We start from the raw sequence: 22,637 nt of genomic DNA on the forward strand, positions 1-22,637 counted from the left end.
CAACTCATAAGTAAGGGAAAGTTTTTCAACTCAATTCATAAAAATCGGTTGATCAGGCATCAAAAACAAACTACTGTATAGACATACAGCATGTATAAAGGAACAGTAAGATGCAGTTACAAACTCAATCTCATACATACTCTCGCTACAACGTATTGGCACAAGCAACACAACCTATCGATGTGTCGGACCAACTTCTTTCTAAGTTGGCAGTCTTGTCTCAACAACAGCAATGGATTCTGTTTACCGCCGAGTGCCCTCGTCCTGATTTTGAGCAACTTGCTGCTTCCCACATTCGCTGTCAAAACATCATTCAGATGAAGCCGTCTCAACAGCTCTCTGAAGTGGAGATCGTGATTAAAGCTATTCAGTCTGGTAACGCTAGCGCTGTCGTCGCATCGAACAAGATTGCGTTAATGAATCAATCAATGCTTCGCGATATTGCTCAACGTTATCAGTGTGAAGTCTTTTTCGTCGAAGGCAGAGTGAACAAGTACCACTAACAAGATCGACGTTATCCATCCTGCATCTCGCCTCCTTTTAAGGAGGCTTTTTTTGTGCTTTAACAAATTAAGGCAAACGTTTGCTTTTTCTCTGGCGAGTTAAAATAGTTCTGGTATGATGCCCTCATTCGATTTATTCAGCGTGCTCTTTTCGTTGGATATCTTCTCTTTATGACGTTTGATTAAGATGATAGGAATGTCGCAATGAGCCTTGCTAATCAAGTACTTGCCGTCAATGACGACCTGCCAATTCGCACCCACAAGCCTGTTCACAGCGGAAAAGTTCGCTCTGTTTACTGGTTAACTGAAGAAGACAGCGCACGACTGATCAAAGAAAAAGGATACGATGTCGCTACTGATGCCCCACTGGCCATCATGGTGATCAGTGACCGTATCTCTGCATTCGATTGTATCTGGCACGGCGAAGGTGGACTCAAAGGCGTTCCGGGTAAAGGCGCGGCACTCAACGCGATCTCTAACCACTGGTTCAAATTGTTCAAAGACAACGGCCTTGCTGATAGTCATATCTTGGACATCCCTCACCCATTCGTTTGGATCGTACAAAAAGCGAAGCCAGTGAAGATTGAAGCAATCTGCCGTAAGTACATCACGGGTTCTATGTGGCGTGCCTACGCAAATGGCGAGCGTGAATTCTGTGGTATTGAGCTTCCTGAAGGTCTTGAGAAAGATAAAGCCCTACCTGAATTACTAATGACACCTTCAACTAAAGGTATCTTGAAAGGTATTCCAGGCGTTCCTGAAGCGGATGACGTGAACATCACTCGCCAAAACATCGTGGAGAACTATGAAGCTTTCAACTTCTCAAGTGCAGAAGACATTGCGCAATACGAAAAGCTATTGAAAGAAGGCTTTAATGTGATCAGCGATGCGCTTGAAGCCGTTGACCAAACGTTCGTAGATACTAAGTTTGAATTTGGCTATGTGCACGACGCTGCCGGTAACGAAAAGCTAATTTACATGGATGAAGTCGGTACGCCTGATTCGTCACGTATTTGGGATACAAAAGAATACCAAGCCGGAAACATCGTTGAAAACTCGAAAGAAGGTTTCCGTCAGTTCTTATTAAACCACTTCCCTGATCCTGATATTCTGCTTAACAAAGAGCGCATGCCCGAGCGTGACGCCCTTGCTCGTGATAACGATCTGCCAGTAGATTCTTTGATGGACATCTCTCGCACGTATATCGGCATCGCAGAAAAAATTACAGGGCAGCCAATCAAGTTGAGCAATAATCCGAAAGCAGAGATCATCGAAATCTTGAGCAAAGAATACGGTTTGATTGATTAAGCTTTACTCGCTCAACGCTGAGTAAAAAACGAATACAAAAAGGAGCTAAGCTAAAACACAGCATTGGTTCTCAGGTTTACAACAGGTAATAAAAAAGCGACCGAATACTCGATCGCTTTTTTGATTGGGGGAAGGTATAGCTTTAGTGTTAGAACTTCAAATTAAGGACATCTTGCTCTGTGGTATCTACTTTTAGTTTACTTCTAGATTCAATGTACTCGATTTGTTTTAAGTCTAACGAATAAGGCATAACTACACGTAATTCATGGATTCCTTCATGTTTTGCAAGCTTTGCCAACATCACTAAATTGGATTCATCGCTCTGACGTGAAGACATCGATTTTAATGCAGCGTCCCAAAGGCGATCCTCTGGTTGGCTCAATTCCGCGATGTTCTGTTTCCACATCATGCCAAAAATGGGCGCGATGGTGGCGAACGCTTCCAGAAAGGTCCACTTCTTACTTCCCGTTGCCCCTAGGAAGCTGGTGTAGTCGAATTCAATGCATGTCTTTCCTTGTTGCTCCATCCTATGCCTCGACACTCTGAAATGAGATATACAAAATATCGTTCAATTACTTTGATATAGCAATAGGATATAAAACAATGGTCTTTTATGCCCTTATTTAACCTCAAAAGGAAATATTAAAACCAGCTTTGTAACAAATGATGTACAGCTTCGCCATATATAAGCATCCAATTGATTAATATTTTCAACGCTTAACTAAAAACGTTGCTAAGCACACCAAGCAAATAAAAGACCTTTATAAATTCACCAATCGAATACCAAGCCCCACGCGAGTTTGAGAGTGATCATAGTCGATGAGCGTTTCGCCATAACCATGGTATCCCTGAACATACAGACCAAGGATGTCGTTAAAGTACAAGGTATAACCTAACTCGATGCCACCTTTATCATCAGCAAAGTTGTAAAAGCCTCGAGTATTGAACACACCAGCGCCAGTGTAGACCTTTGCCCAAAGTTCATAAGGCGCATAGTAGTCTTCCATTTCATCATTTTCAGTGGTGATTACCCACCAAGCGTGTGCACCGTATTCCACAGGGCCTGAAAAACGTTCGGCGGCGATATATAACCTATCCCAACTGCGAGAAAGCTTACTTGATTGACCATTTGATTCATGCTTATAGCCCGCTTCTAAGTGGTTGAATAAAAACATGTTGGATTGGTGCGCGAGAAATACTTGAGGTTTGTAATTGGTCTCTCTGAACGGAGAAGATATGTCAGAGTTAGCAAGTTGCCAGAGAGATTTTTGTGTGTATGCACCCATTAGCGCAGTACCAGAGTTAAATCGATAAAATGGAATCGAAGCGGAGATTTGAAACTTCACTTCAAAATGCTGTAATGAGTCCATTTCAGAACCGAGTTCATTGTAAGCATCTTGATTAATGTCTGAGGTGTATGTACCGAGGACATAGTTATCTTCGTAAGTGGAGATGTGATTAATACTTTTTCCGTAAGCCAATACGGGGCATAACAATAGTGGAATTGCTTTATACTTCATCGTTTTCCTTCACGCCGCTCAACAAGAGCGGCAAATTCATTCCTTATCGCCTAAAAACAGGCCATAAACTTCAAGGGAAACGAGGTCAAGCAAATACTGTTCCGGATTGTGTTACTTCACATCTAATACTCTGCTGGCTTTCTTGTATTGCACTTTCCAACCAGACCAACGTGGCAACTCCCAGCGTTTAGGATCCCCTTTTCGACCTCCTTCGGCGTAGATAACCTGCACGAGCTTGCGTGATACAAAATACTCAACATCCAGTTTTAGCTCTGCAAGTACAAGTTTAAGTGGATAGCGTTCAACAAAGTCATCGTATTCCCACTCAGGGATGCCCTCGAACGGGATGTCATCGGCTGCAAACAGCTCGATATCTTCCACACTTTCTACACCAAGCGTTTCCAGTTGTTCGACTAACCAAGTAACGAAAGACAAACCGTTGAGTTCCGTTTTTTCAATAGGCTCAGGATTTAACCCAAGCGCGTTATAGATCTTCCAGTGCTGAATTTGCTGTTTTCTCAATGGAGCAAAACCGGGCAATAGCGTTTCGTCTTCAATCATCTCAACGATAGATTGGACGGCAACTTCGCCTTCAAGCGCTTGATATTCCGTACAAATGGTTCGTCCTGCATAGACCAAATGCATGGTCGCTCGTGGGGCTTCTTCCTCATAATTGGTTTCGCCCTGTTGCCACTCACCAAGCTCTAATTCGCGCAGCAGATTGAGGGACACAGGTAGCATTACGGAGGCAAGATTGAGCGTCTGTTTTACGCCTCTTCCGGGTACACTGTGGCTACCTAGCACCAAAGCTGCCTCACTTTTTTCGGGGAAACGGCTATTGCGCCCAACCATCATTTCCAACAAACCATTGCCTAGCGCGTCACGACGTCGTTCTCGGCGAACAAATACAAGTTCTGGATGCAACGTAGCAATGGCTTTGGTCAACTCTTCGCGTTTGTATCGCGATGCGACTTCAAGATCAGGCAATTCAAACACTTCTCGCATTTGCTTTGCTAACCCTTGCGCTTCTTCAAGCACGCTTGCATCAAGATTAATGCCGGGAAGTTGTTCCCCTCGCACCAAGCGAATCATCAACGAGGCATCGCAGCCAAATGGCTCTTCTTGCGCTAATGCTTCGGCTGACTCACCACCTTGCAATTGATACAACTGAGCGGGCACAGAAAGCGCTGCCGCTAAATCGATCATCGCTTCTCGTTCTGATTTGGTTTGGATACGAGTCACTAAGTCTGCAAATAAGGCATCAATTGGTAGAGGGTACACTTTTTTACCGTGCTCGGTGATGTCACCTTGCTCGTCTATCGCTGCCATCCTCTGCAGGGTTTGGAGTGCTGAGTTAAGTGACTTTTCAGGTACAGAATCGAGGAAGGAAAGTTCGGAAAGTCTGTATCCACAACAAGCCGCAGCGAGCATTGGTTCTACGAGTTCTTCACGATGCAATTCAGGCGGCGTCACCAGCTCCAACGGTGCATGCTCACCAAACAAGCGAATACACGCCCCTTCAGCAACACGGCCTGCTCGACCCATTCGCTGCGCCGCGCTGGCTTTGGAAATGTTACTTAACGTCAGAGCTGTTCGTCCATTTCGTTGTAAGGTTCTGCGTTCCAAACCACTATCGATGACCACGCGGATGTTTGGAATGGTCAGAGAGGTTTCTGCAACGTTGGTTGCCAACACCACTTTACGTTGCTTTTGTACCGTCAACGCACGATAGCGCTCTTCATCACTCACCGATGCATGCAGCTTCACGACCATCACATCATCAATACTTTGCAGCATTTGCGCACATTGAGTGATCTCTTTTCGACCCGGTAAGAAAACGAGAATATCGCCCTCTTCGTCTTCGAGTGCTTCTTTTACTGTGCGCACAACATCATTCTCACAACCTTTCTTGTTCGGCAAGTAACGACTGTCCATTGAGCGATGAGTCAAGGTGACAGGAAAACAACGACCTTCTGATCGTAGGCGCTTGGCATCCAAGTAGTTCGCTAGCTTTTCGCCTTCTAAAGTGGCTGATGTGACAATCAGACGGTGCTGTTTTTCTTGCTTTAAAATCGCGGTAAGGAGATCAATGTCCCAGCGGCGTTCATGAAATTCGTCCACCATCACGATATCGAAGCTAGCCAGTTTGTCTTCCGCGAACCAACGCAGCGCAACACCGGGCGTCACGAACACGACTTTAGTCTTTTCATCATAGTGTGCGTGAAGCTTTATCGCGTAACCAATCTGTTTACCTAGAGGTTGACCAGATTGCTCGGCAAGAAATTCAGCTAACGAGGTACAAGCGATTCGGCGTGGCTCAATCACCAATACTCGACCGTGATTGGCAGCCCAAAGTGGCAATCGCGTGGATTTACCTGAGCCAGTTTCGGCCTCAACCACCAAATGATGGTGATTCACGAGTTGGTCAAATTCCGCTTGTAAGCTATCGATAGGTAATTGAGACATAAAAGATAAGAACGTGATAATGGATTGCGAGGCATTATACCTGAGTGAGAAATTCCTGCTTTAGGAATCGTTTCTGGCCATTTAATGACAGTATTAATGTTTCAGTGACGATATTTTCGTCGGGAATTGGATTTTTTTGCGACATTACGTTGATGTGCATCAACGAATGTTTACAACTAAATAGTGAACCCGTTAGAATTTTGCACGCATCCTTCAACCCTACATTTAAGGCACCCAATGAACAACGACAAGCGCCCACTCTATATCCCATATGCGGGTCCGGCTCTTTTAGCGACCCCTCTTTTGAACAAGGGCAGTGCGTTCTCCGGAGAAGAACGTAGTTCATTCAACTTGGAAGGTCTTCTACCAGAGACGACTGAAACCATCCAAGAGCAAGTAGAGCGTGCGTACCAACAGTACAAAAGCTTTGAAAGTGACATGGACAAGCACATTTACCTGCGCAACATCCAAGACACGAACGAAACGTTATTCTACCGCCTAGTTCAAAACCACATTTCTGAGATGATGCCGATCATCTACACACCAACCGTTGGTGCAGCGTGTGAGAACTTCTCAAACATCTACCGTCGTGGCCGTGGCCTGTTCATCTCTTACCCGAACCGTGACCGTATCGATGACCTGCTAAACAACGCAGCAAACCACAACGTTAAAGTAATCGTAGTAACTGATGGCGAACGTATCTTGGGCTTGGGTGACCAAGGTATCGGCGGCATGGGTATTCCAATCGGTAAGCTTTCTCTGTACACAGCGTGTGGTGGTATCAGCCCGGCTTACACACTACCAATCGTACTTGATGTGGGTACTAACAACCCGCAACGTCTTGCAGACCCAATGTACATGGGTTGGCGTCATCCTCGTATCACTGGCCCTGATTACGATGCGTTTGTTGAAGAGTTTATCCAAGCAGTACAACGCCGTTGGCCAGATGCCCTGATCCAGTTCGAAGACTTTGCACAGAAAAACGCAATGCCACTTCTAGAGCGCTACAAAGATCGCATTTGTTGTTTCAACGATGACATTCAAGGTACGGCGGCAGTTACAGTAGGCTCTCTACTGGCGGCATGTAAAGCGGCAGGCACTAAACTGTCTGATCAGCGCATTACTTTCTTGGGTGCTGGTTCTGCTGGTTGTGGTATTGCTGAAGCGATCATCGCGCAAATGGTATCGGAAGGAATCTCTGATAAGAAAGCACGTTCGCAAGTTTACATGGTTGACCGTTGGGGTCTGTTACAAGAAGGCATGCCTAACCTTCTTGATTTCCAACAGCGCTTGGTTCAGAAGTTCGAAAACACGAAGAAGTGGGAAAATGAAGGAAATGGTTTCTCACTTCTTGATGTGATGCACAATGCGAAGCCAACCGTGCTAATTGGTGTGTCTGGTGCCCCTGGTCTCTTCAGTGAAGAAGTGATCAAAGAGATGCACAAGCACTGCGCGCGTCCGATTGTGTTCCCGCTTTCGAACCCAACAAGCCGCGTAGAAGCAACACCAAATGACATCATTCGTTGGACAAACGGTGAAGCGTTAGTTGCAACAGGTAGCCCATTTGAGCCAGTGGTGCATGAAGGCAACACTTACCCTATCGCGCAATGTAACAACAGCTACATCTTCCCTGGTATTGGTTTGGGTGTGCTTGCAGTAAATGCGAAGCGCGTAACGGACGAAATGTTGATGGAATCAAGCCGCGCATTGGCAACATGCTCACCATTAGCGATCAACGGCAACGGTGCTTTGCTTCCACCACTAGAAGAAATTCACTTGGTATCGAAGAAGATTGCATTCGCTGTTGCGAAGAAAGCGATTGAGCAAGGTGTCGCGCTAGAAATCACTGATGAAGCGCTAAATGACGCGATTGACCAAGCCTTCTGGCAACCGGTTTACCGTCGTTACAAACGCACAGCATTCTAAGCTTTAAGACGTTTTGTACAATTATTAGCCCTCGCAGTGCGGGGGCTTTTGTTTTTTATGCTTTTTTTTCTCATCCTAACCATATTTTGGCATAAATGGGCTTCTCTCTTTTCATTTCTATCAGATATGATGAGGGATACACATTGAAATAAGGACATCGAACGTTTTGCTGTTTTCTCGCATAAAGTCAAAGTGGAAGCTCAAGTTCTCATGGAAGCGTCTGGCTTTGGTTTTGTCGATCTCTTTACTCGGTCTTTTCGTCACCATCATTGCGATTGACCGATGGGTCGTGCTTCAAGCTCAAGAAGAAATCTTTACCGACTACGAACAAGTGCCAAAGCACGAGGTCGCAGTTGTTCTCGGCACCAGTAAATACATCGGTAAGGTACTCAATACTTACTATACCCACCGCATCAATGCCGCCATCGACCTATACAAACAAGGTAAGGTGAAGCAGTTTCTACTTAGTGGGGATAACGCGCACCGTTCTTACAATGAACCTTGGACAATGAAGCGCGATCTGCTGCGCGCTGGTGTACCGGAAGAAGTCATTCATTTGGATTACGCAGGCTTTCGAACGTTAGATTCCATCGTTCGTGCTAAAAAGATATTCGCCTCTGAGCGCTTCTTGATTGTCACTCAACGCTTCCATTGTGAACGAGCGCTGTTTATTGCTGACGCTTACAATATTGATGCGCAGTGTTTGGCCGTAGCTGGACCAACGGCAAGCAAGCAGAAGATCAACATGCGAACGCGTGAACTTATGGCACGTGTGAAAGCGTTTTTGGACTTGTACATCATGAATACGCAACCGCGCTTCCTTGGTCCTCAAGAGCCAATTGTTGCGGTGGAAGATACGGTGGAAGAAAAACAAGAAATCATCGAAAACGAACGTAACATTCCGGTTCATTAAGTCGACCAAAGTGTTGCTGCTTTCAACATTCTCGCTCTGCATTACACACCGATAACAATTCATTAAAAGCAAATGGGTAGCTTTCTACCCATTTCCAATTCCCAACCTCACACTTTCTTATTCTGCCGTCGATTCAGGCAAAACACCCTTTAGCATCCGAAGTAACATTTAATCAATAAATAACTACAAGTCAGTTACTTTGCCATAAAAAACCAACACTAAGGCAATGCAAAAGGAGCACAACCATGACCGCACTCGCTGTGACACTGAAGAACTGGTTCTTCACTCGCAACAGCATGATATTGACGTCCAATGTCTTACTGTTTGCTATTTTGTTCAACACCCTACCCTTTGAGCCTCAAGTCGTAACCGGCTTATGTATTTTGATTTTCGTTGCCGTACTTTGGTTAACGGAAGCTATTCACGTAAGCATCACTGCCCTGCTAATCCCGCTACTCGCGGTATTCTTGGGCGTATTCAATACCCAAGCAGCGCTAAACAACTTCTCTAACTCGATCATTTTCTTGTTCTTGGGTGGTTTCGCATTGGCTGCCGCGCTTCACAAACAAAAGCTCGATCAAGCGATAGCCGACAAAGTATTGCTGATTGCGCGCGGTAAGATGTCTGTCGCGGTCTTCATGTTGTTTGGTGTAAGCGCTGGCCTATCAATGTGGATCTCGAACACCGCAACGACAGCGATGATGTTGCCATTGGTTCTAGGTGTTATGAGCAAACTAGACGCGAAGAAGAGTCACAGCACTTACCTGTTCGTGCTACTTGGTATCGCCTACAGTGCGTCGATTGGCGGCATCGCAACGCTAGTAGGTAGCCCACCGAATGCTATCGCAGCCGCAGAAGTCGGTTTGAACTTTACAGAGTGGATGGAGCTGGGTTTACCAATTTCTTTGATTCTGATGCCTATCGCGATCTTGGTGCTATACACCATGACAAAGCCAGATTTAAGCCACACGTTCGAACTTGACCACCAGCCTGTTGAATGGACAAACGGCAAGAAGATCACCTTAGCGATTTTCCTATTAACAGTGACATTCTGGATTTTCAGCAAACCAATCAACGCGATGCTTGGCGGTTTTGCGAAGTTCGATACCCTCGTAGCAATTGGTGCAATTCTATTACTTGGTGCATCTCGCGCAGTAGAGTGGAAAGACATTGAAAAGACAACTGACTGGGGTGTTTTGATCCTGTTTGGTGGCGGTATCTGTCTAAGTAACGTACTAAAAGCAACAGGCACAAGTGTCTTCTTGGCTAACGGTCTAGCTGGTTTCCTTGAGCAAGCTGGTGTCCTACTCACGATTTTATCTGTGGTTGCGTTTGTTGTTTTCCTAACCGAGTTTGCAAGTAACACCGCGAGTGCGGCGCTATTAGTGCCAGTATTTGCCACCATTGCAGAAGCGCTTGGTCTATCGCCAGTCATTCTATCAGCACTGATTGCTGTAGCAGCATCTTGTGCCTTCATGCTGCCAGTAGCAACGCCACCTAACGCGATTGTATTTGCGACGGGTCATATCAAACAGAAAGAGATGATGCGAATCGGTATGGTGTTAAACGTTGCATGTATCGGCGCGCTAACTCTATTCGCTTGGTTGTTCTGGTAAACATTGCTCAAATAAAAAAGAGCGGCGCCCAAACGCAGCTCTTATCAAAACTAGCACTACAACTGCTGTTCTCGGTAATCAAATTGAATACCTAACTACTCCCCCTAGTCATGTTCAGCAGTTTCCCTTTTGGTGGTCAGTCGACCACCTTTTTTCTTTTAGCCCAGCGTCTCTGTTTGTGGTTGTTTTTGCATACCGTAATTGACTTCAATTCGATTTCGGCCATTACGCTTCGCCATATATAACACTTCATCCGCACGAGCCATCGTTTCTGAAACACGCTCATTCTGCATTTGTGCAACACCGATACTGCACGTTAACGGCTCACCATGGACCCAGAGATGCTTTTCTACATTCCGACGCACAATCTCAGCTTTCTGTACGGCTTGCTCGATATTGGTGTTTGGACAGAACACAACAAACTCTTCACCACCCCAACGTACCAGTCGGTCATCAGTTTGAATGGAACTCGCAATCACCATAACAAACTCGCGTAAAATATCGTCCCCCATTTGATGTCCGTATTTATCATTCACGCGTTTAAACTTGTCTAAGTCCATATAGAGAATCGAAAACGAATCGTGACCCCAGCGAACTTGACGAGCTTGTTGCTCAAGCCAGTTTTGGACTGCATGTCGATTCATCGCTCCAGTTAAGGCATCACGATGTGCCAGTTCCGCAAACTCATAATTTTGTGTACGAAGCGTCGAATTCACCTTCTCTAAATGGCGGTGGCGTTTCCGTGCTTTGTTGTATGCGATTTTATTTTTGCGCATTTCTTGTAGTGAGAATGCTAAACCCAGCGCCATCCATGAGAACAACAAAGCGAACAACAGTGTCGACTGTTCTACATATGCGCCTTCAAACTCAATCTTGTCGATAACGATCTTATGTTTACCGAGTGCCGCCCCTGCTCCGGTTGCCAGATCAATGCGAGTAATGTTGGCAAACTCAGGCGCAGAGTGCTCAATCGCAACGTCGTTATCATTCAACCACCACGTCATCACCTGAAGGTTTTCAATCGGGATCTCAATAACTTCACTAAAGTCTGAAGGAGAAAACTGCATGCCATTGTATTTGATGGTGTATTCATCATTCGGGTCTGAGTAGGCCGAATTGAAGTTACGCAAGTACAGGCGCAAGTTTTTGCTTGGGTTTTGACCCTCTCCAGCCATTTCATAACGAATTTTTAGACGAACGGTATGGTAACTGGAAAGATCCAAACCTTTGGTCGCTTGCTTCACATCGGTGTAAACGGAGATGCCGCAGTAAGGCCACGCGTATTTGCTTTCCTTTAGGTCACAGTTCAGAACCAAACTGTGGTTTTGATAAGTAATATCAGATTCACTCAAACCACCAGCAATCGCATCACTTGTAACATGAATATTAAATTGATCCGGTGTAACTTCTAGCTTACGAGTATCACCAAGCAAACTGTATAACGCCACCAAACTGATGGTGCATATCGACAACGCAAAAATTAATTTATGTATCCATTTCATGGCGACTGGCCTATTTACTGACAACTGTTCTGTTTATATCGTGCAATGTACTGAAAGATTTTTCGTTTTTCAAACAAAGTTATTTATCAAGTTAAAAAGTGATTTAAAACTCACATTCTTAATTTCAATACATAGTACACACAAAGTAATTGTGAACCCGCTTCAAGATTGTAGGAATATTCTCACCAAGCGAGATTTGCGAAAGACTTCACACGCTGACTTTGTCTAGTGTTCAAAAAGCCATCAAACAGAAAGCGAAAACTAACAGGTATTAGCTTTCTCCTGCCTCTGAACGTCGGTTCGGTATATACTGTGCAAAAACACAATAATGAGTAATGTCATGTCAATAATCGCTACAGGCACGCTAAACAAAATGCGTGCTTATCTGGATGGTGCAGTAAGCTACCGTCTGCCTGTGGGTGACGAAGAAGTGGATTTGAGCCCATTTCTTGGTAAACCCCTCACTCTAACTCACACTGGCAACATCTACTGTTGTTCTTGCGGTAAGAAAACCAAGAAGAGCTACTCTCAAGGCCACTGCTTTGTATGTATGAAGAAGTTGGCGAGTTGCGACATGTGCATCATGAAGCCAGAAACTTGTCACTACGAACAAGGCACCTGTCGCGAGCCGCAATGGGGTGAAGAGAACTGCATGGTGGACCACTTCGTTTACCTATCTAACACGTCAAGTTTGAAAGTGGGCATCACGCGTCATACCCAAATTCCAACCCGTTGGATAGACCAAGGTGCGACACAAGGTCTGCCTATCTTCAAAGTAAAAACTCGTCATATTTCTGGCTTGATTGAAATCGAATTAGCGAAACACATTGCTGATAAGACAAACTGGCGAACGCTGCTGAAAGGCGATGGCGACCCAATTGAACTGCAAGATCGCTTTGCAGAACTACTGCCATTAGTGGAAGACAAAATCGCTGAGATTAAACAGCAGTATGGCGATGACGCAATTGAAGTGTTGAGCGAAAACATCACTTCTCTAAGCTACCCAGTTCAGCAGCATCCGACTAAAATCACCTCGCACAACTTCGATAAAAACCCAGTTGTTACAGGTACATTGCAAGGTATTAAAGGCCAATACCTGATCTTCGATACTGGCGTGATCAACGTGCGTAAGTTCACCTCTTATGAAGTTGAAGTGAGCGAATAAGCTCTCGGCTCATTGAATAAAAGAAACGAAAAAGCTCGAGCACCTGGCTCGAGCTTTTAGTTTGTGTCGTCTTCGATTCTTACGCGTCGAGGATATTTTCTAACACATCAAACAACATATCGATTTCTGCTGTCGTGTTGTAGTGCATACAACCGATACGCACCACGCCACTCGACTCTTCTAGGCCTAACTGACGAACGAGTCCTAGCGCATAGAAGTGTCCATTCCAAACGCAGATATTGTGCTCACCCAACGTCTTCGCGATGAACTCTGGAGAGTATTTATCAAAAGTCAGCGCAAAAGTTGGCGTTCTCAGTTGGTTACTTTCATTGTTAATACCAAACAAGTTCACGCCATCGAGCGCCCCTAAACGCTGCAAGAAATGCTCACTCAATTGCTGCTCATGTTGGCTGTATAACGCATAGCTTTGCTCTAGACGCTGACGAAGTGATGCTTCTTCATCGCCAAACTGGGCTAGGTATTCAACCGCAGCTGTGACGCCAGCCAAGCCTTCAAAGTTCTGCGTTCCGGTTTCAAAGCGCCCCGGTCCAATATTGGTTGCAGGTTCAACTTTGTAAGGCTTAACACTGTGTAACCACTGGTCTGCTACGTACGCAATTCCTACATGTGGTCCGAAAAACTTGTACGCAGAACATGCCAAGAAATCACATCCTAATGCTTGCACATCGACTAAATGGTGTGGCGCATAATGCACGGCATCCACATAAACTTGAGCGCCGCTACTGTGTGCCATTTTGACCACTTGGTGCATATCAACAATCGAGCCGGTGGTGTTCGATGCGTAAGTCACCGCAACTATGCGAGTTTTCTCATTCAACAAGCTCTGAAGATGCGCAAGATCTAGCGTGCAATCTTCTTCATTAATTCTGACTTGATGAACCACCACGCCTTTGTCTTCTGCTGCTTGTTGCCAACTCGACACATTAGAGTAATGGTCTAGGGCTGAAACAATGATCTCATCGCCCTCTTTCCAATCTCGACTAATAGCGCGACTTAGCTGAAATGTCAGCGAGGTCATGTTCGCACCAAACACGATATTGCCAGAGGACGGTGCGTTTAGCAGAGCTTGTGCCGATTCGCGAGCCGATTGCATTACATCAACCGTCGCTTGGCTTGAGAAATAGTGCCCACCAAGGTTCGAATTGAATCGTCCAAGGTAGCTCACCATGCTATCCAGTACCGACAGCGGCACTTGTGAACCACCGGGTCCATCAAAAAAGGTCACTGGGCGATCATTGTGGTATTGCGCCAGTGCGGGAAATTGTTCTCGGATCTGATTAAGATTGAAGTTCATTTCGCTTGTCCGTCGCTGTCAGTACAAATACATCCATATGACCTTCTTGGTCATTAATCACTGAGCGAATTGGCACCGCGTTGTGCCACAGTTTGCTGTCTGCCAGCATTGCCACTTCGCCATTTTCCAATACTTTACGGAAAAAAGGCGCTTGGTTGTGGCTGCTGTAAAGCATGATGTCGCCACCCATGATGTTGTGACGCCCTACGCCTACTAGCGCGATGTGGTCAAAACCATCTTGGTGTACCCCTTCCGGCGCAACTTGGGTTTCATCGTAAATCGCGGTAATTCGAATTTGATGGATCTCGATTTCCTGACCGTCTGGTAAGTGGTTTGCGTTAACGAACAACTCACACATTTCACGGAAACCTTCACTGGAAAGAATCCCTTTTTCAATCGGCTCAAACTGGCGAATCACATCACCTTGGAAACGGTTGATATCAGAAGATTGTACAAAGCTGTTTTTGTTTAAATCGACCACCTGACCGTTTTCAAACCCAACCACGGAGTAACGACGAAGACGATATTGACCGTCGGCGTGTTCCGTACGAGGTAGGCCTTCGAAGGAAGGAGAAAGTTGCTCAATCGCTGCCATGCTGAGCTGAGTTAAATGTAGGGTGTTCTCTCGTGAATGTAACATCATTGGCTCCTTTAATGAGGCACATCTAGCTTGTTTGAATTAACATTTAATTTACATCTTAGGATACGCAAATATTCTGTAATTACCAGAATTTGACGTTGATAGCTTCAACAAAAAAGAAAAAACGACACTTAGCACTACAATTAATATCAACAGCAGTTTAAATATTCAGAACGGAGCTTGCGCAGTATTTGAAACTAGAACTCTCTACTATAAACAGCATTTTATTCTAGTCTTGAACGCCTCTCCATAAACATCAGCAAGTTCTAACCTATAACCAATAATTCGATCCGCTCCTTTCGTTTATGCTTTTAAAGCACTAAGAATTTCCATACAATCGGGAGAAATGTTCAGCCCTCTATGGAGCCATAATGAGCGACGTAAAACACTGTAAATTATTAATTCTTGGTTCTGGCCCAGCAGGTTACACCGCAGCAGTATACGCAGCGCGTGCTAACTTAAACCCTGTGCTAGTAACGGGAATGCAGCAAGGTGGTCAGCTAACGACCACAACTGAAGTAGAAAACTGGCCTGGTGATGCAGAAGGTCTTACTGGCCCAGGTTTGATGGAACGCATGAAAGAACACGCAGAACGATTCGAAACAGAAATCGTGTTCGATCACATCAACGAAGTGGATCTGTCTCAACGTCCATTCCGTCTGAAAGGTGACTCTGGTGAGTACACTTGTGATACGTTGATCATCTCTACTGGCGCATCAGCGAAATACCTAGGTCTTGAGTCTGAAGAAGCATTTAAAGGTCGCGGCGTTTCAGCTTGTGCAACTTGTGATGGTTTCTTCTACCGTAATCAGAAAGTGGCGGTTGTGGGCGGTGGTAACACTGCTGTTGAAGAAGCGCTTTACCTATCAAACATTGCATCAGAAGTGCATCTGATCCACCGTCGTGATTCATTCCGCGCTGAGAAGATCCTTGTAAAACGCCTGATGGATAAAGTTGAAAGCGGTAATATCGTTCTTCATACCGACCGTACTCTAGATGAAGTGCTAGGCGACGACATGGGTGTAACGGGTGTTCGCATTAAAGACGTGAACAGCGGTGCGACAGAAGATATCGATGTAATGGGTGCATTCATCGCAATCGGTCACCAACCAAACACGCAAATCTTCGAAGGCCAAGTCGATATGAAAGATGGTTACATCCTCGTTCAATCCGGTCTTGAAGGTAACGCAACGCAAACAAGCATCGAAGGTGTGTTTGCAGCAGGCGACGTGATGGACCATAACTACCGTCAAGCAATCACCTCTGCAGGTACCGGCTGTATGGCAGCTTTAGATGCAGAACGCTTCTTAGACGCACTTACTGACAAATAACTTTTCACATTTGTGTCATATCCTTAAAGCCCAGCGGTATTCCCGCTGGGTTTTCTTTTGTATACTACCGCCTCATTAAAACAATTATCATTAAGCCTTCACGATGGATAAGAAAAAGCAAAGCAGCTTGAATAAGTGGCTTAAGCAACAGAGTAAGTTGGCCAAGCGCTGGCTGATGGTTGCGATAGGCCTAGGCGTACTATCAAGCGTGTTTTTATTGGCTCAAGCAGCCCTGCTCGCCTCCATTCTCCACCAACTCATTATTGAACAAGTCGACAAATCCGAACTCGTTTGGTACTTCGTCGGACTTGGTGTCACTGTTATCGGTCGCGCAGCTTGTACTTGGGGACGCGAAATCGCTGGATATCGTTGCGGCGAACAGATCCGCGTTTACATCCGCCAACTGATTCTCGATAAAGTTCACCAACTTGGTCCTGCTTATATCAAAGGTAAGCCAGCAGGTAGTTGGGCAACGTTGATCCTAGAGCAAGTAGAAGACATGCAAGATTTCTTCTCTCGCTACCTTCCACAAATGTCGTTGTCTGTTTTGGTGCCTTTCATCATCCTAGTGGTGGTTTTCCCAATTAACTGGGCAGCTGGTTTAATTTTCCTGATTACTGCACCATTAGTTCCAATGTTTATGGCATTGGTGGGTATGAAAGCCGCTGACGCAAACCGTAAGAACTTCAAAGCGCTGCAACGTTTATCTGGTCACTTTTATGACCGTTTGCAAGCAATGACAACCATCCGTTTGTTCGACCGTACTCAATCAGAAACCGAGACGTTAAAAGGTGCATCTGAAGTTTTCCGTACTCGCACTATGGATGTATTGAAGATTGCATTCCTATCTTCAGCGGTTCTTGAGTTCTTCACTTCTATCTCAATTGCGATTACGGCAGTTTACTTTGGCTTTAGCTATATCGGAGAGCTCAACTTCGGTTACTACGGCACAGGTGTAACGCTGTTTGCTGGTCTATTTATTCTGATCCTTGCGCCTGAGTTCTATCAACCATTGCGTGACCTTGGTACCTTCTACCATGCCAAGCAACAAGCAGTCGGCGCAGCAGAAAGCATTGTTGAATTTCTAGAGCTAGATGTAGACCAAGTAAAAGATGGCAACAAGGCCGTAGAACAAAACGCAGCGATTCATATCGAAGCTCAAGACCTTGTTATCTTCAGCCCTGAAGGTAAACAGCTTGCTGGTCCCCTATCCTTCTCGCTAGAAGCGAATCAAAGCACCGCACTGGTTGGCCCAAGTGGTGCAGGTAAAACCAGCTTAGTAAATACCATCCTTGGTTTTATGCCATACAAAGGCAACTTAAAGATTAACGGCTGTGAACTTTCCGAGTTGGATTTGGCGACATGGCGCGAAACCATCAGCTGGATTGGTCAAAACCCAATGCTTTTGCACGGCAGCATTCGTGACAACGTCACTCTAGGTAAGCAGGATATTCAAAACCAGCAAGTCCACTCTGTAATGAGTGACTCCCACGCTGCAGAATTTGTTGAAATGCACGGTCTGGATTACCAAATCTCAGATCGCTCTGGCGGTTTGTCTGTTGGTCAGGCACAGCGTCTTGCTCTTGCTCGTGCGATGTTACAAAACGGCCGTTTCTGGCTACTTGATGAACCAACGGCAAGTTTGGATGCTCGAAGCGAGAAATTGGTTATGGAAGGCATCGGTAAATACACTGAGTCCACCACTAACTTGATGATCACTCACCAACTCGCGCCGCTGCAGAATGTCTCCCAGATTCTGGTTATGCAAGAGGGTCAAATCGTTCAACGTGGCGATTACGCAACGCTGGCATCGCAAGATGGTTTATTTAAAGAAATGTTGACTGCCAACCTAGCTCAACGTGAATCAGACAAGGGGAACTTAGATGCGTGATTTACTCCCTTATCTAAAACTGTATAAAAAGCACTGGTTTGGTTTGTCACTCGGTATGCTTCTAGCATTTCTAACGCTGGCAGCTTCTGTTGGTCTATTAACGCTGTCCGGCTGGTTTATCTCTGCGGCCGCTGTAGCAGGTTTGACCATTGCTCGTGAAACCTTTAACTACATGCTGCCTGGCGCAGGTGTTCGTGGCGCTGCGATGGCTCGAACTGCGGGCCGTTGGGGCGAGCGTGTAGTTAGCCACAATGCAACATTCAAGCTACTGACGGATCTGCGTATCTTCTTCTTCAAGAAGCTTGCGCCTCTGATCCCTGGTCGCGTTTCGACTCTGCGTGATGCGGATCTGCTAAACCGTCTAGTGGCAGACGTAGACGCGATGGACCATGTGTACTTGCGTCTTGTCAGCCCTGTGATTGTTGGCATCTTCGGTATCTTGTCGCTAACCGCGGTACTTGCCTTCTTTGACTGGCACCTTGCGCTACTGCTTGGCGGTATCCTAACGGTAATGCTGTTGGTGTGGCCAGTATTGTTCTATAAACTGGGCAAACATAATGGCGAACACCTGACTCAAAACAAAGCACAACTGCGCGTAGCAACACTGGACTGGCTGCAAGGTTACAGCGAACTGAGCCTGTTTGGTGCAGAAGAGCGTTACCGTAACGTGATTCTAGAAAAGCAAAAACAGCTGCTCTCCAACCAATTTGTTAACGCAAACCTCACTGGCATGGCGTCTGGCTTGTTGATGCTCGCTAACGGCTTGACCCTTGTTGCAATGCTTTGGTTTGCTGCGGATGGCGTTGGCGGTCGTGCACCAGACCCTTGGATTGCACTGTTCGCGTTTGCAACCATGGCGAGCTTTGAAATTCTGATGCCAATTGCTGGTGCTTTCCAATATCTAGGTCAAACACTGACTTCAGCACGTCGATTAAACGAAATCACGCTAGCTGAGCCAGACGTTGTCTTCCCAGAAACATCGAAGCGTGAAGGTGATAAGCCGTTAAATATTGAGTTCGACAAGGTTGATTTCACCTACCCTGATGGCCAGCAAAAAGTGCTGAAAGACCTGACACTGTCACTGCCACAGGGCTCAAAAACGGCGATTGTTGGCCAAACCGGTTCAGGTAAATCGACGCTTATTCAATTGCTTTGTCGCTACTGGGATGTAAACCAAGGTCAAGTGAGCATTGGTGGCGCGCCTCTGCAAGATTGGAGCGAATCCGATTTGCGCGCTGCGATCACAGTAGTTAGCCAACGTGTTGATGTGCTTAATGGCACATTGCGTGACAACCTATTGCTTGCGGCTCCAGAAGCAACGGATGAACAGCTGGCTGATATTCTGACTAAAGTAGACTTGGCGAATCTGTTAGACGAACCAGGGCTGGATGCTTGGCTAGGTGACGGCGGTCGTCAGCTGTCTGGTGGTGAGAAGCGTCGTATCGGTATTGCTCGCGCGCTATTGCGTGACGCTCCTATCCTACTGCTTGATGAGCCAACTGAAGGTCTAGACAAGCGCACTGAACAAACAGTGATGGAATTGTTCAAGCAACACTTCACCAATAAAACGGTGGTATTCATTACTCACCGTTTGATTGAGTTGGAAAGCATGGACAACATCTGTTTGATGGAACAAGGCGAAATCATCGAACAAGGTAGCCACCAAGCACTGCTTGCAGAAAAAGGTCGTTACCACCAGCTATTACAATCTCTGTAATACCGGGATTCAAATAGACAAAGGGCTCATCAATTGATGAGCCCTTTTCTTTTGCTCTCGCTGTTCCCATAACAAGTGCAAAATTCGTTAACGACCTGACTTGGCCAGATAAGCCGACATTTCCTCTTCCGGTACCATGCCGCCACCGGTCGCCCAAACTAAGTGAGTCGCGTTGTTTAATTTCTCTTCAGTAAACTGCATTCGCGCTTGGTAAGCTTTGTCGTTAGAAACATGCACCGCACCAATCATGCCCGCTAACGCTGATGGTTCTAAACGAATATCTTCCAGCTCACTTAACTCGCCTAGATGGTGATACATGCGCTCATCCGTCATGGTGTAGTAACCATCAAGCAGTCTTTCCATTGCTCGACCAACAAAACCTGACGCACGACCTACCGCTAAACCGTCAGCTGCAGTGATATTGTCGATGCCAAGATCTTGCACCGCGATGTCATCATGCAAGCCGGTGTGCACACCAAGCAGCATACACGGAGAGTGTGTCGGCTCCGCGAAGATACAATGCACATCGTCACCAAAAGCCATCTTCAAGCCGAACGCTACACCACCAGGACCACCGCCCACCCCGCAAGGTAAGTAAACAAACAGAGGGTGATTCGAATCAACGACAATGCCTATCTCATCAAACTGTTGCTTCAAGCGCTCGCCTGCAACGGAATAACCTAAGAACAAGGTTTGAGAGTTTTCATCATCAATAAAGAAGCAAGTTGGATCTTTCTCCGCTTCTTTGCGTCCCTGCTCTACAGCGACACCGTAGTCTTGCTCGTATTCCACTACATTCACGCCGTGAGAGCGCAGTTTGTCCTTCTTCCACTCTCTCGCATCTGCCGACATATGAACCGACACAGAAAAACCGAGTTTTGCACTCATGATGCCGATAGACATACCTAGATTCCCTGTCGAACCTACGGCAATGCTGTACTGCTGAAAAAACTGACGAAACTCTTCACTGAACAATTTGCTGTAGTCATCACTTTCACTTAGAAGCCCAGCTTCAATCGCCAACTTCTCTGCGTGTGTTAGCACTTCATAGATGCCACCACGCGCCTTTATTGAACCTGAAATAGGCAGATGACTGTCTTTTTTAAGCATCAAACGTCCAAGAATTTGAGTGCCGTATTGCGTTTCCAAGCAGGACTTCATCTTGTCGATTTCAACAACGTTCGATTCAATAATTCCATTAGAAGCCGCCGTTTCTGGGAAAGCTTTCACTAAGTATGGAGCAAAGCGTTTTAGTCGTTCACTCGCGTCTTTAATGTTGGCAGCACCTAAACCAACGAACGGCAGACCTTCTTCAAGTGTCGTGATATTTGGGTTGAACCAAACCACCTCTTCTAACCCAATGAGTCGCTCAACCAAAGGGAATTCTGCTACTAGTGCGTTTACGTTATGCGTAGTCATTATTGTTTACCTTTATTAGATCATGTACGACAGAAGGAATGTGCCTGCTAATGCAACAAAAGAGGCAATGAATGTCGCTGTCGTGTAGTACTTGAAGATTTCTGTCATCGTGGCTCCACAATATTGCTTCACCAACCAAAAGAGCGAATCGGTCACTATCGTACAACCAATTGCGCCAGAGCCTATAGCCAGAGTAATGATTTCTGGACTTACGTTCGGATAAAGTGGGAGTAGCGGAGCCACAATTGCCGTCGCGCCCATCATGGCAACGGTGGCAGAACCCACTGCCGCATGAAGAATAATCGCGACAAGCCATGCAAGAAGGATCGGATGCATGTCGAGATTAGAAAGTAACTGAGCCAATACATCCGCCAAGCCACTGCCCTTTAGTACGCCGTTGAATGCACCACCAGCGCCAATAATCAGCAAGATGTTGGCAATCGAAGAAAATGCACCTTCCGTTTTCTCAAGCAGCACACTCATGCCCATGTTCTGCTTAATACCTAACATGTAATAAGCAACAAAAGCGGCGATAAACATTGCTGTGATTGGGTTGCCGATAAACTCCAAAGTGGTGTACAGCGCACTGCCATGTTCCATATTGAGTTCTGCCGCCGTTTTTAACAGCATCAGCGCAATAGGTAACATCACGGTGAATAGCGTCGCCCTCAAAGAGGGTAATTGTGCTTCATCTTTCACTTCTAGTGAGGTGAACTCTTCAGGTACGGTTTTGAAAGGTAGACGTGCACCCATCACCTTCAAGAACAACGGACCGCCAACTAAAGATGCAACCAAACCTATGAGTAAGCCATAGAAAATTACAGAACCGATATCAGCACCAAGTTCATTGGTCACAAACAATGCGGCAGGGTGTGGAGGAACAATACAGTGCACTGCCATCAAGGCGGTACAGAGCGGAATGGCGAGATTTAACAGTGAGGTATTGGTTTTTTTCGCAATCGAAAAAGCCAGTGGAATTAGCAGTACCACGCCAACTTCTACGAATAGAGTAATTCCGCAAACAAGACCGATTAACACCATAATTACTTCAGGTGAGAGCCAGCGAATCTTTTGTAGGGTAAGGCCTATTCGTTCTGCCGCTCCAGACACTTCCATCATCTTGCCAAGTATGGTGCCTAAACCAATCACGACAGCAAGAAAACCAAGCGTTCCGCCAATGCCACTTTCGATAGCACTGACCATCTCTAAAGGTTGCATGCCCATCATCCCGCCAACGTAAAAACTGGCGAGTAACAATGCTAAAAAAGGATGGAGTTTAAACTTAACGATCGCAAAAACGATCATTAAGATACTCGTTATGAGGGTAGTAATGACCCAAAGGTTGGATTCCATGTTCAGACCTATGTTGTTGTTTTAATTGACTGCAATTAAACGAGGAATCCAT

The 22,637-nt window shown here is 45.8% G+C and carries 17 protein-coding genes; 9 read left to right on the forward strand and 8 right to left on the reverse strand.

What is annotated here, in order from left to right; genetic code table 11:
* Positions 1–110 precede the first annotated feature (110 nt).
* On the forward strand, positions 111–503 hold the full coding sequence (locus C1S73_RS03510; RefSeq protein ID WP_038868675.1) for a SulA-like leucine-rich domain-containing protein: 393 nt from the start codon (positions 111–113) through the stop codon (positions 501–503).
* 204 nt (positions 504–707) lie between these two features.
* Positions 708–1,811, forward strand: a complete 1,104-nt coding sequence (locus tag C1S73_RS03515; RefSeq protein WP_038868677.1) for a phosphoribosylaminoimidazolesuccinocarboxamide synthase — start codon at positions 708–710, stop codon at positions 1,809–1,811.
* A gap of 148 nt (positions 1,812–1,959) precedes the next feature.
* Here the strand turns inward: C1S73_RS03515 and C1S73_RS03520 are convergent, their stop codons facing one another.
* The 3 genes from C1S73_RS03520 to C1S73_RS03530 all read right to left on the reverse strand — a co-directional run bounded on the left by C1S73_RS03520 (position 1,960) and on the right by C1S73_RS03530 (position 5,797).
* On the reverse strand, positions 1,960–2,337 hold the full coding sequence (locus C1S73_RS03520) for a hypothetical protein (protein WP_038868678.1): 378 nt from the start codon (positions 2,335–2,337) through the stop codon (positions 1,960–1,962).
* A 235-nt stretch (positions 2,338–2,572) separates the two neighbouring features.
* The gene (locus tag C1S73_RS03525) at positions 2,573–3,331 is read right to left on the reverse strand and encodes a phospholipase A (RefSeq protein ID WP_038868679.1); all 759 of its coding nucleotides are present in this window, start codon (positions 3,329–3,331) and stop codon (positions 2,573–2,575) included.
* Between the two features lie 111 nt (positions 3,332–3,442).
* Positions 3,443–5,797, reverse strand: a complete 2,355-nt coding sequence (locus tag C1S73_RS03530) for a helicase-related protein (RefSeq protein ID WP_038868680.1) — start codon at positions 5,795–5,797, stop codon at positions 3,443–3,445.
* A gap of 237 nt (positions 5,798–6,034) precedes the next feature.
* Here C1S73_RS03530 and C1S73_RS03535 point away from each other — a divergent pair, with 237 nt between their 5' ends.
* The 3 genes from C1S73_RS03535 (at position 6,035) to C1S73_RS03545 (ending at position 10,252) form a co-directional block, all read left to right on the forward strand.
* Positions 6,035–7,723, forward strand: a complete 1,689-nt coding sequence (locus C1S73_RS03535) for an NAD-dependent malic enzyme (protein ID WP_038868682.1) — start codon at positions 6,035–6,037, stop codon at positions 7,721–7,723.
* A 166-nt stretch (positions 7,724–7,889) separates the two neighbouring features.
* Entirely contained in the window at positions 7,890–8,636 is a 747-nt protein-coding gene (locus tag C1S73_RS03540; protein ID WP_038868683.1) for a SanA/YdcF family protein, read from the forward strand.
* 245 nt (positions 8,637–8,881) lie between these two features.
* On the forward strand, positions 8,882–10,252 hold the full coding sequence (locus tag C1S73_RS03545; RefSeq protein ID WP_005443284.1) for an SLC13 family permease: 1,371 nt from the start codon (positions 8,882–8,884) through the stop codon (positions 10,250–10,252).
* A 158-nt stretch (positions 10,253–10,410) separates the two neighbouring features.
* Here C1S73_RS03545 and C1S73_RS03550 read toward each other — a convergent pair whose 3' ends face one another.
* Complete coding sequence (locus tag C1S73_RS03550; protein ID WP_038868684.1) at positions 10,411–11,754, reverse strand: GGDEF domain-containing protein; 1,344 nt, start codon at positions 11,752–11,754, stop codon at positions 10,411–10,413.
* 340 nt (positions 11,755–12,094) lie between these two features.
* Between C1S73_RS03550 and C1S73_RS03555 the strand changes: the two genes are divergently transcribed.
* Positions 12,095–12,919 (forward strand): DUF2797 domain-containing protein, encoded by an 825-nt coding sequence (locus C1S73_RS03555; protein WP_038868686.1) that lies wholly within the window; start codon positions 12,095–12,097, stop codon positions 12,917–12,919.
* Positions 12,920–12,998: 79 nt separating this feature from the next.
* Here C1S73_RS03555 and C1S73_RS03560 read toward each other — a convergent pair whose 3' ends face one another.
* A complete protein-coding gene (locus C1S73_RS03560) occupies positions 12,999–14,234 on the reverse strand; it encodes a cysteine desulfurase-like protein (protein ID WP_038868687.1) in 1,236 nt (411 codons plus the stop codon).
* Complete coding sequence (locus tag C1S73_RS03565) at positions 14,218–14,874, reverse strand: 2OG-Fe dioxygenase family protein (protein WP_009705852.1); 657 nt, start codon at positions 14,872–14,874, stop codon at positions 14,218–14,220. Before C1S73_RS03565 ends, C1S73_RS03560 begins: the two co-directional genes overlap by 17 nt.
* 371 nt (positions 14,875–15,245) lie before the next feature.
* On the opposite strand from C1S73_RS03565, the gene trxB reads away from it, so the two are divergent.
* From trxB to cydC, 3 genes are all read left to right on the forward strand, one after another.
* Positions 15,246–16,205 (forward strand): thioredoxin-disulfide reductase, encoded by a 960-nt coding sequence (gene trxB, locus C1S73_RS03570; protein ID WP_038868688.1) that lies wholly within the window; start codon positions 15,246–15,248, stop codon positions 16,203–16,205.
* 103 nt (positions 16,206–16,308) lie between these two features.
* Positions 16,309–18,096, forward strand: a complete 1,788-nt coding sequence (gene cydD / locus C1S73_RS03575; protein WP_038868689.1) for a heme ABC transporter permease/ATP-binding protein CydD — start codon at positions 16,309–16,311, stop codon at positions 18,094–18,096.
* Positions 18,089–19,813 carry a heme ABC transporter ATP-binding protein/permease CydC gene (cydC, locus tag C1S73_RS03580; protein ID WP_038868690.1) on the forward strand — a complete coding sequence of 575 codons (1,725 nt, stop codon included), beginning with the start codon at positions 18,089–18,091 and terminating at the stop codon, positions 19,811–19,813. The genes cydD and cydC overlap by 8 nt, the downstream gene beginning before the upstream one ends.
* Positions 19,814–19,900: 87 nt before the next feature.
* On the opposite strand, the gene C1S73_RS03585 is transcribed toward cydC, so the two are convergent.
* Positions 19,901–21,232: a D-serine ammonia-lyase gene (locus C1S73_RS03585; RefSeq protein ID WP_038868691.1), complete on the reverse strand. Its 1,332-nt coding sequence runs from the start codon at positions 21,230–21,232 to the stop codon at positions 19,901–19,903.
* A gap of 15 nt (positions 21,233–21,247) precedes the next feature.
* Entirely contained in the window at positions 21,248–22,537 is a 1,290-nt protein-coding gene (dsdX, locus tag C1S73_RS03590; RefSeq protein ID WP_235860732.1) for a D-serine transporter DsdX, read from the reverse strand.
* Between the last annotated feature and the right edge of the window lie 100 nt (positions 22,538–22,637).

Source organism: Vibrio jasicida 090810c (assembly GCF_002887615.1).
In the GTDB taxonomy this organism is placed as follows: domain Bacteria; phylum Pseudomonadota; class Gammaproteobacteria; order Enterobacterales; family Vibrionaceae; genus Vibrio; species Vibrio jasicida.

Bases quoted from the DNA above. Each gene is read 5' to 3' on its own strand.
- C1S73_RS03510 (WP_038868675.1), top strand. From the start codon at position 111: ATGCAGTTACAAACTCAATCTCATACATACTCTCGCTACAACGTATTG.
- C1S73_RS03515 (WP_038868677.1), top strand. From the start codon at position 708: ATGAGCCTTGCTAATCAAGTACTTGCCGTCAATGACGACCTGCCAATT.
- C1S73_RS03520 (WP_038868678.1), bottom strand. From the start codon at position 2,337: ATGGAGCAACAAGGAAAGACATGCATTGAATTCGACTACACCAGCTTC.
- C1S73_RS03525 (WP_038868679.1), bottom strand. From the start codon at position 3,331: ATGAAGTATAAAGCAATTCCACTATTGTTATGCCCCGTATTGGCTTAC.
- C1S73_RS03530 (WP_038868680.1), bottom strand. From the start codon at position 5,797: ATGTCTCAATTACCTATCGATAGCTTACAAGCGGAATTTGACCAACTC.
- C1S73_RS03535 (WP_038868682.1), top strand. From the start codon at position 6,035: ATGAACAACGACAAGCGCCCACTCTATATCCCATATGCGGGTCCGGCT.
- C1S73_RS03545 (WP_005443284.1), top strand. From the start codon at position 8,882: ATGACCGCACTCGCTGTGACACTGAAGAACTGGTTCTTCACTCGCAAC.
- C1S73_RS03550 (WP_038868684.1), bottom strand. From the start codon at position 11,754: ATGAAATGGATACATAAATTAATTTTTGCGTTGTCGATATGCACCATC.
- C1S73_RS03555 (WP_038868686.1), top strand. From the start codon at position 12,095: ATGTCAATAATCGCTACAGGCACGCTAAACAAAATGCGTGCTTATCTG.
- C1S73_RS03560 (WP_038868687.1), bottom strand. From the start codon at position 14,234: ATGAACTTCAATCTTAATCAGATCCGAGAACAATTTCCCGCACTGGCG.
- C1S73_RS03565 (WP_009705852.1), bottom strand. From the start codon at position 14,874: ATGTTACATTCACGAGAGAACACCCTACATTTAACTCAGCTCAGCATG.
- trxB (WP_038868688.1), top strand. From the start codon at position 15,246: ATGAGCGACGTAAAACACTGTAAATTATTAATTCTTGGTTCTGGCCCA.
- cydD (WP_038868689.1), top strand. From the start codon at position 16,309: ATGGATAAGAAAAAGCAAAGCAGCTTGAATAAGTGGCTTAAGCAACAG.
- cydC (WP_038868690.1), top strand. From the start codon at position 18,089: ATGCGTGATTTACTCCCTTATCTAAAACTGTATAAAAAGCACTGGTTT.
- C1S73_RS03585 (WP_038868691.1), bottom strand. From the start codon at position 21,232: ATGACTACGCATAACGTAAACGCACTAGTAGCAGAATTCCCTTTGGTT.
- dsdX (WP_235860732.1), bottom strand. From the start codon at position 22,537: ATGATCGTTTTTGCGATCGTTAAGTTTAAACTCCATCCTTTTTTAGCA.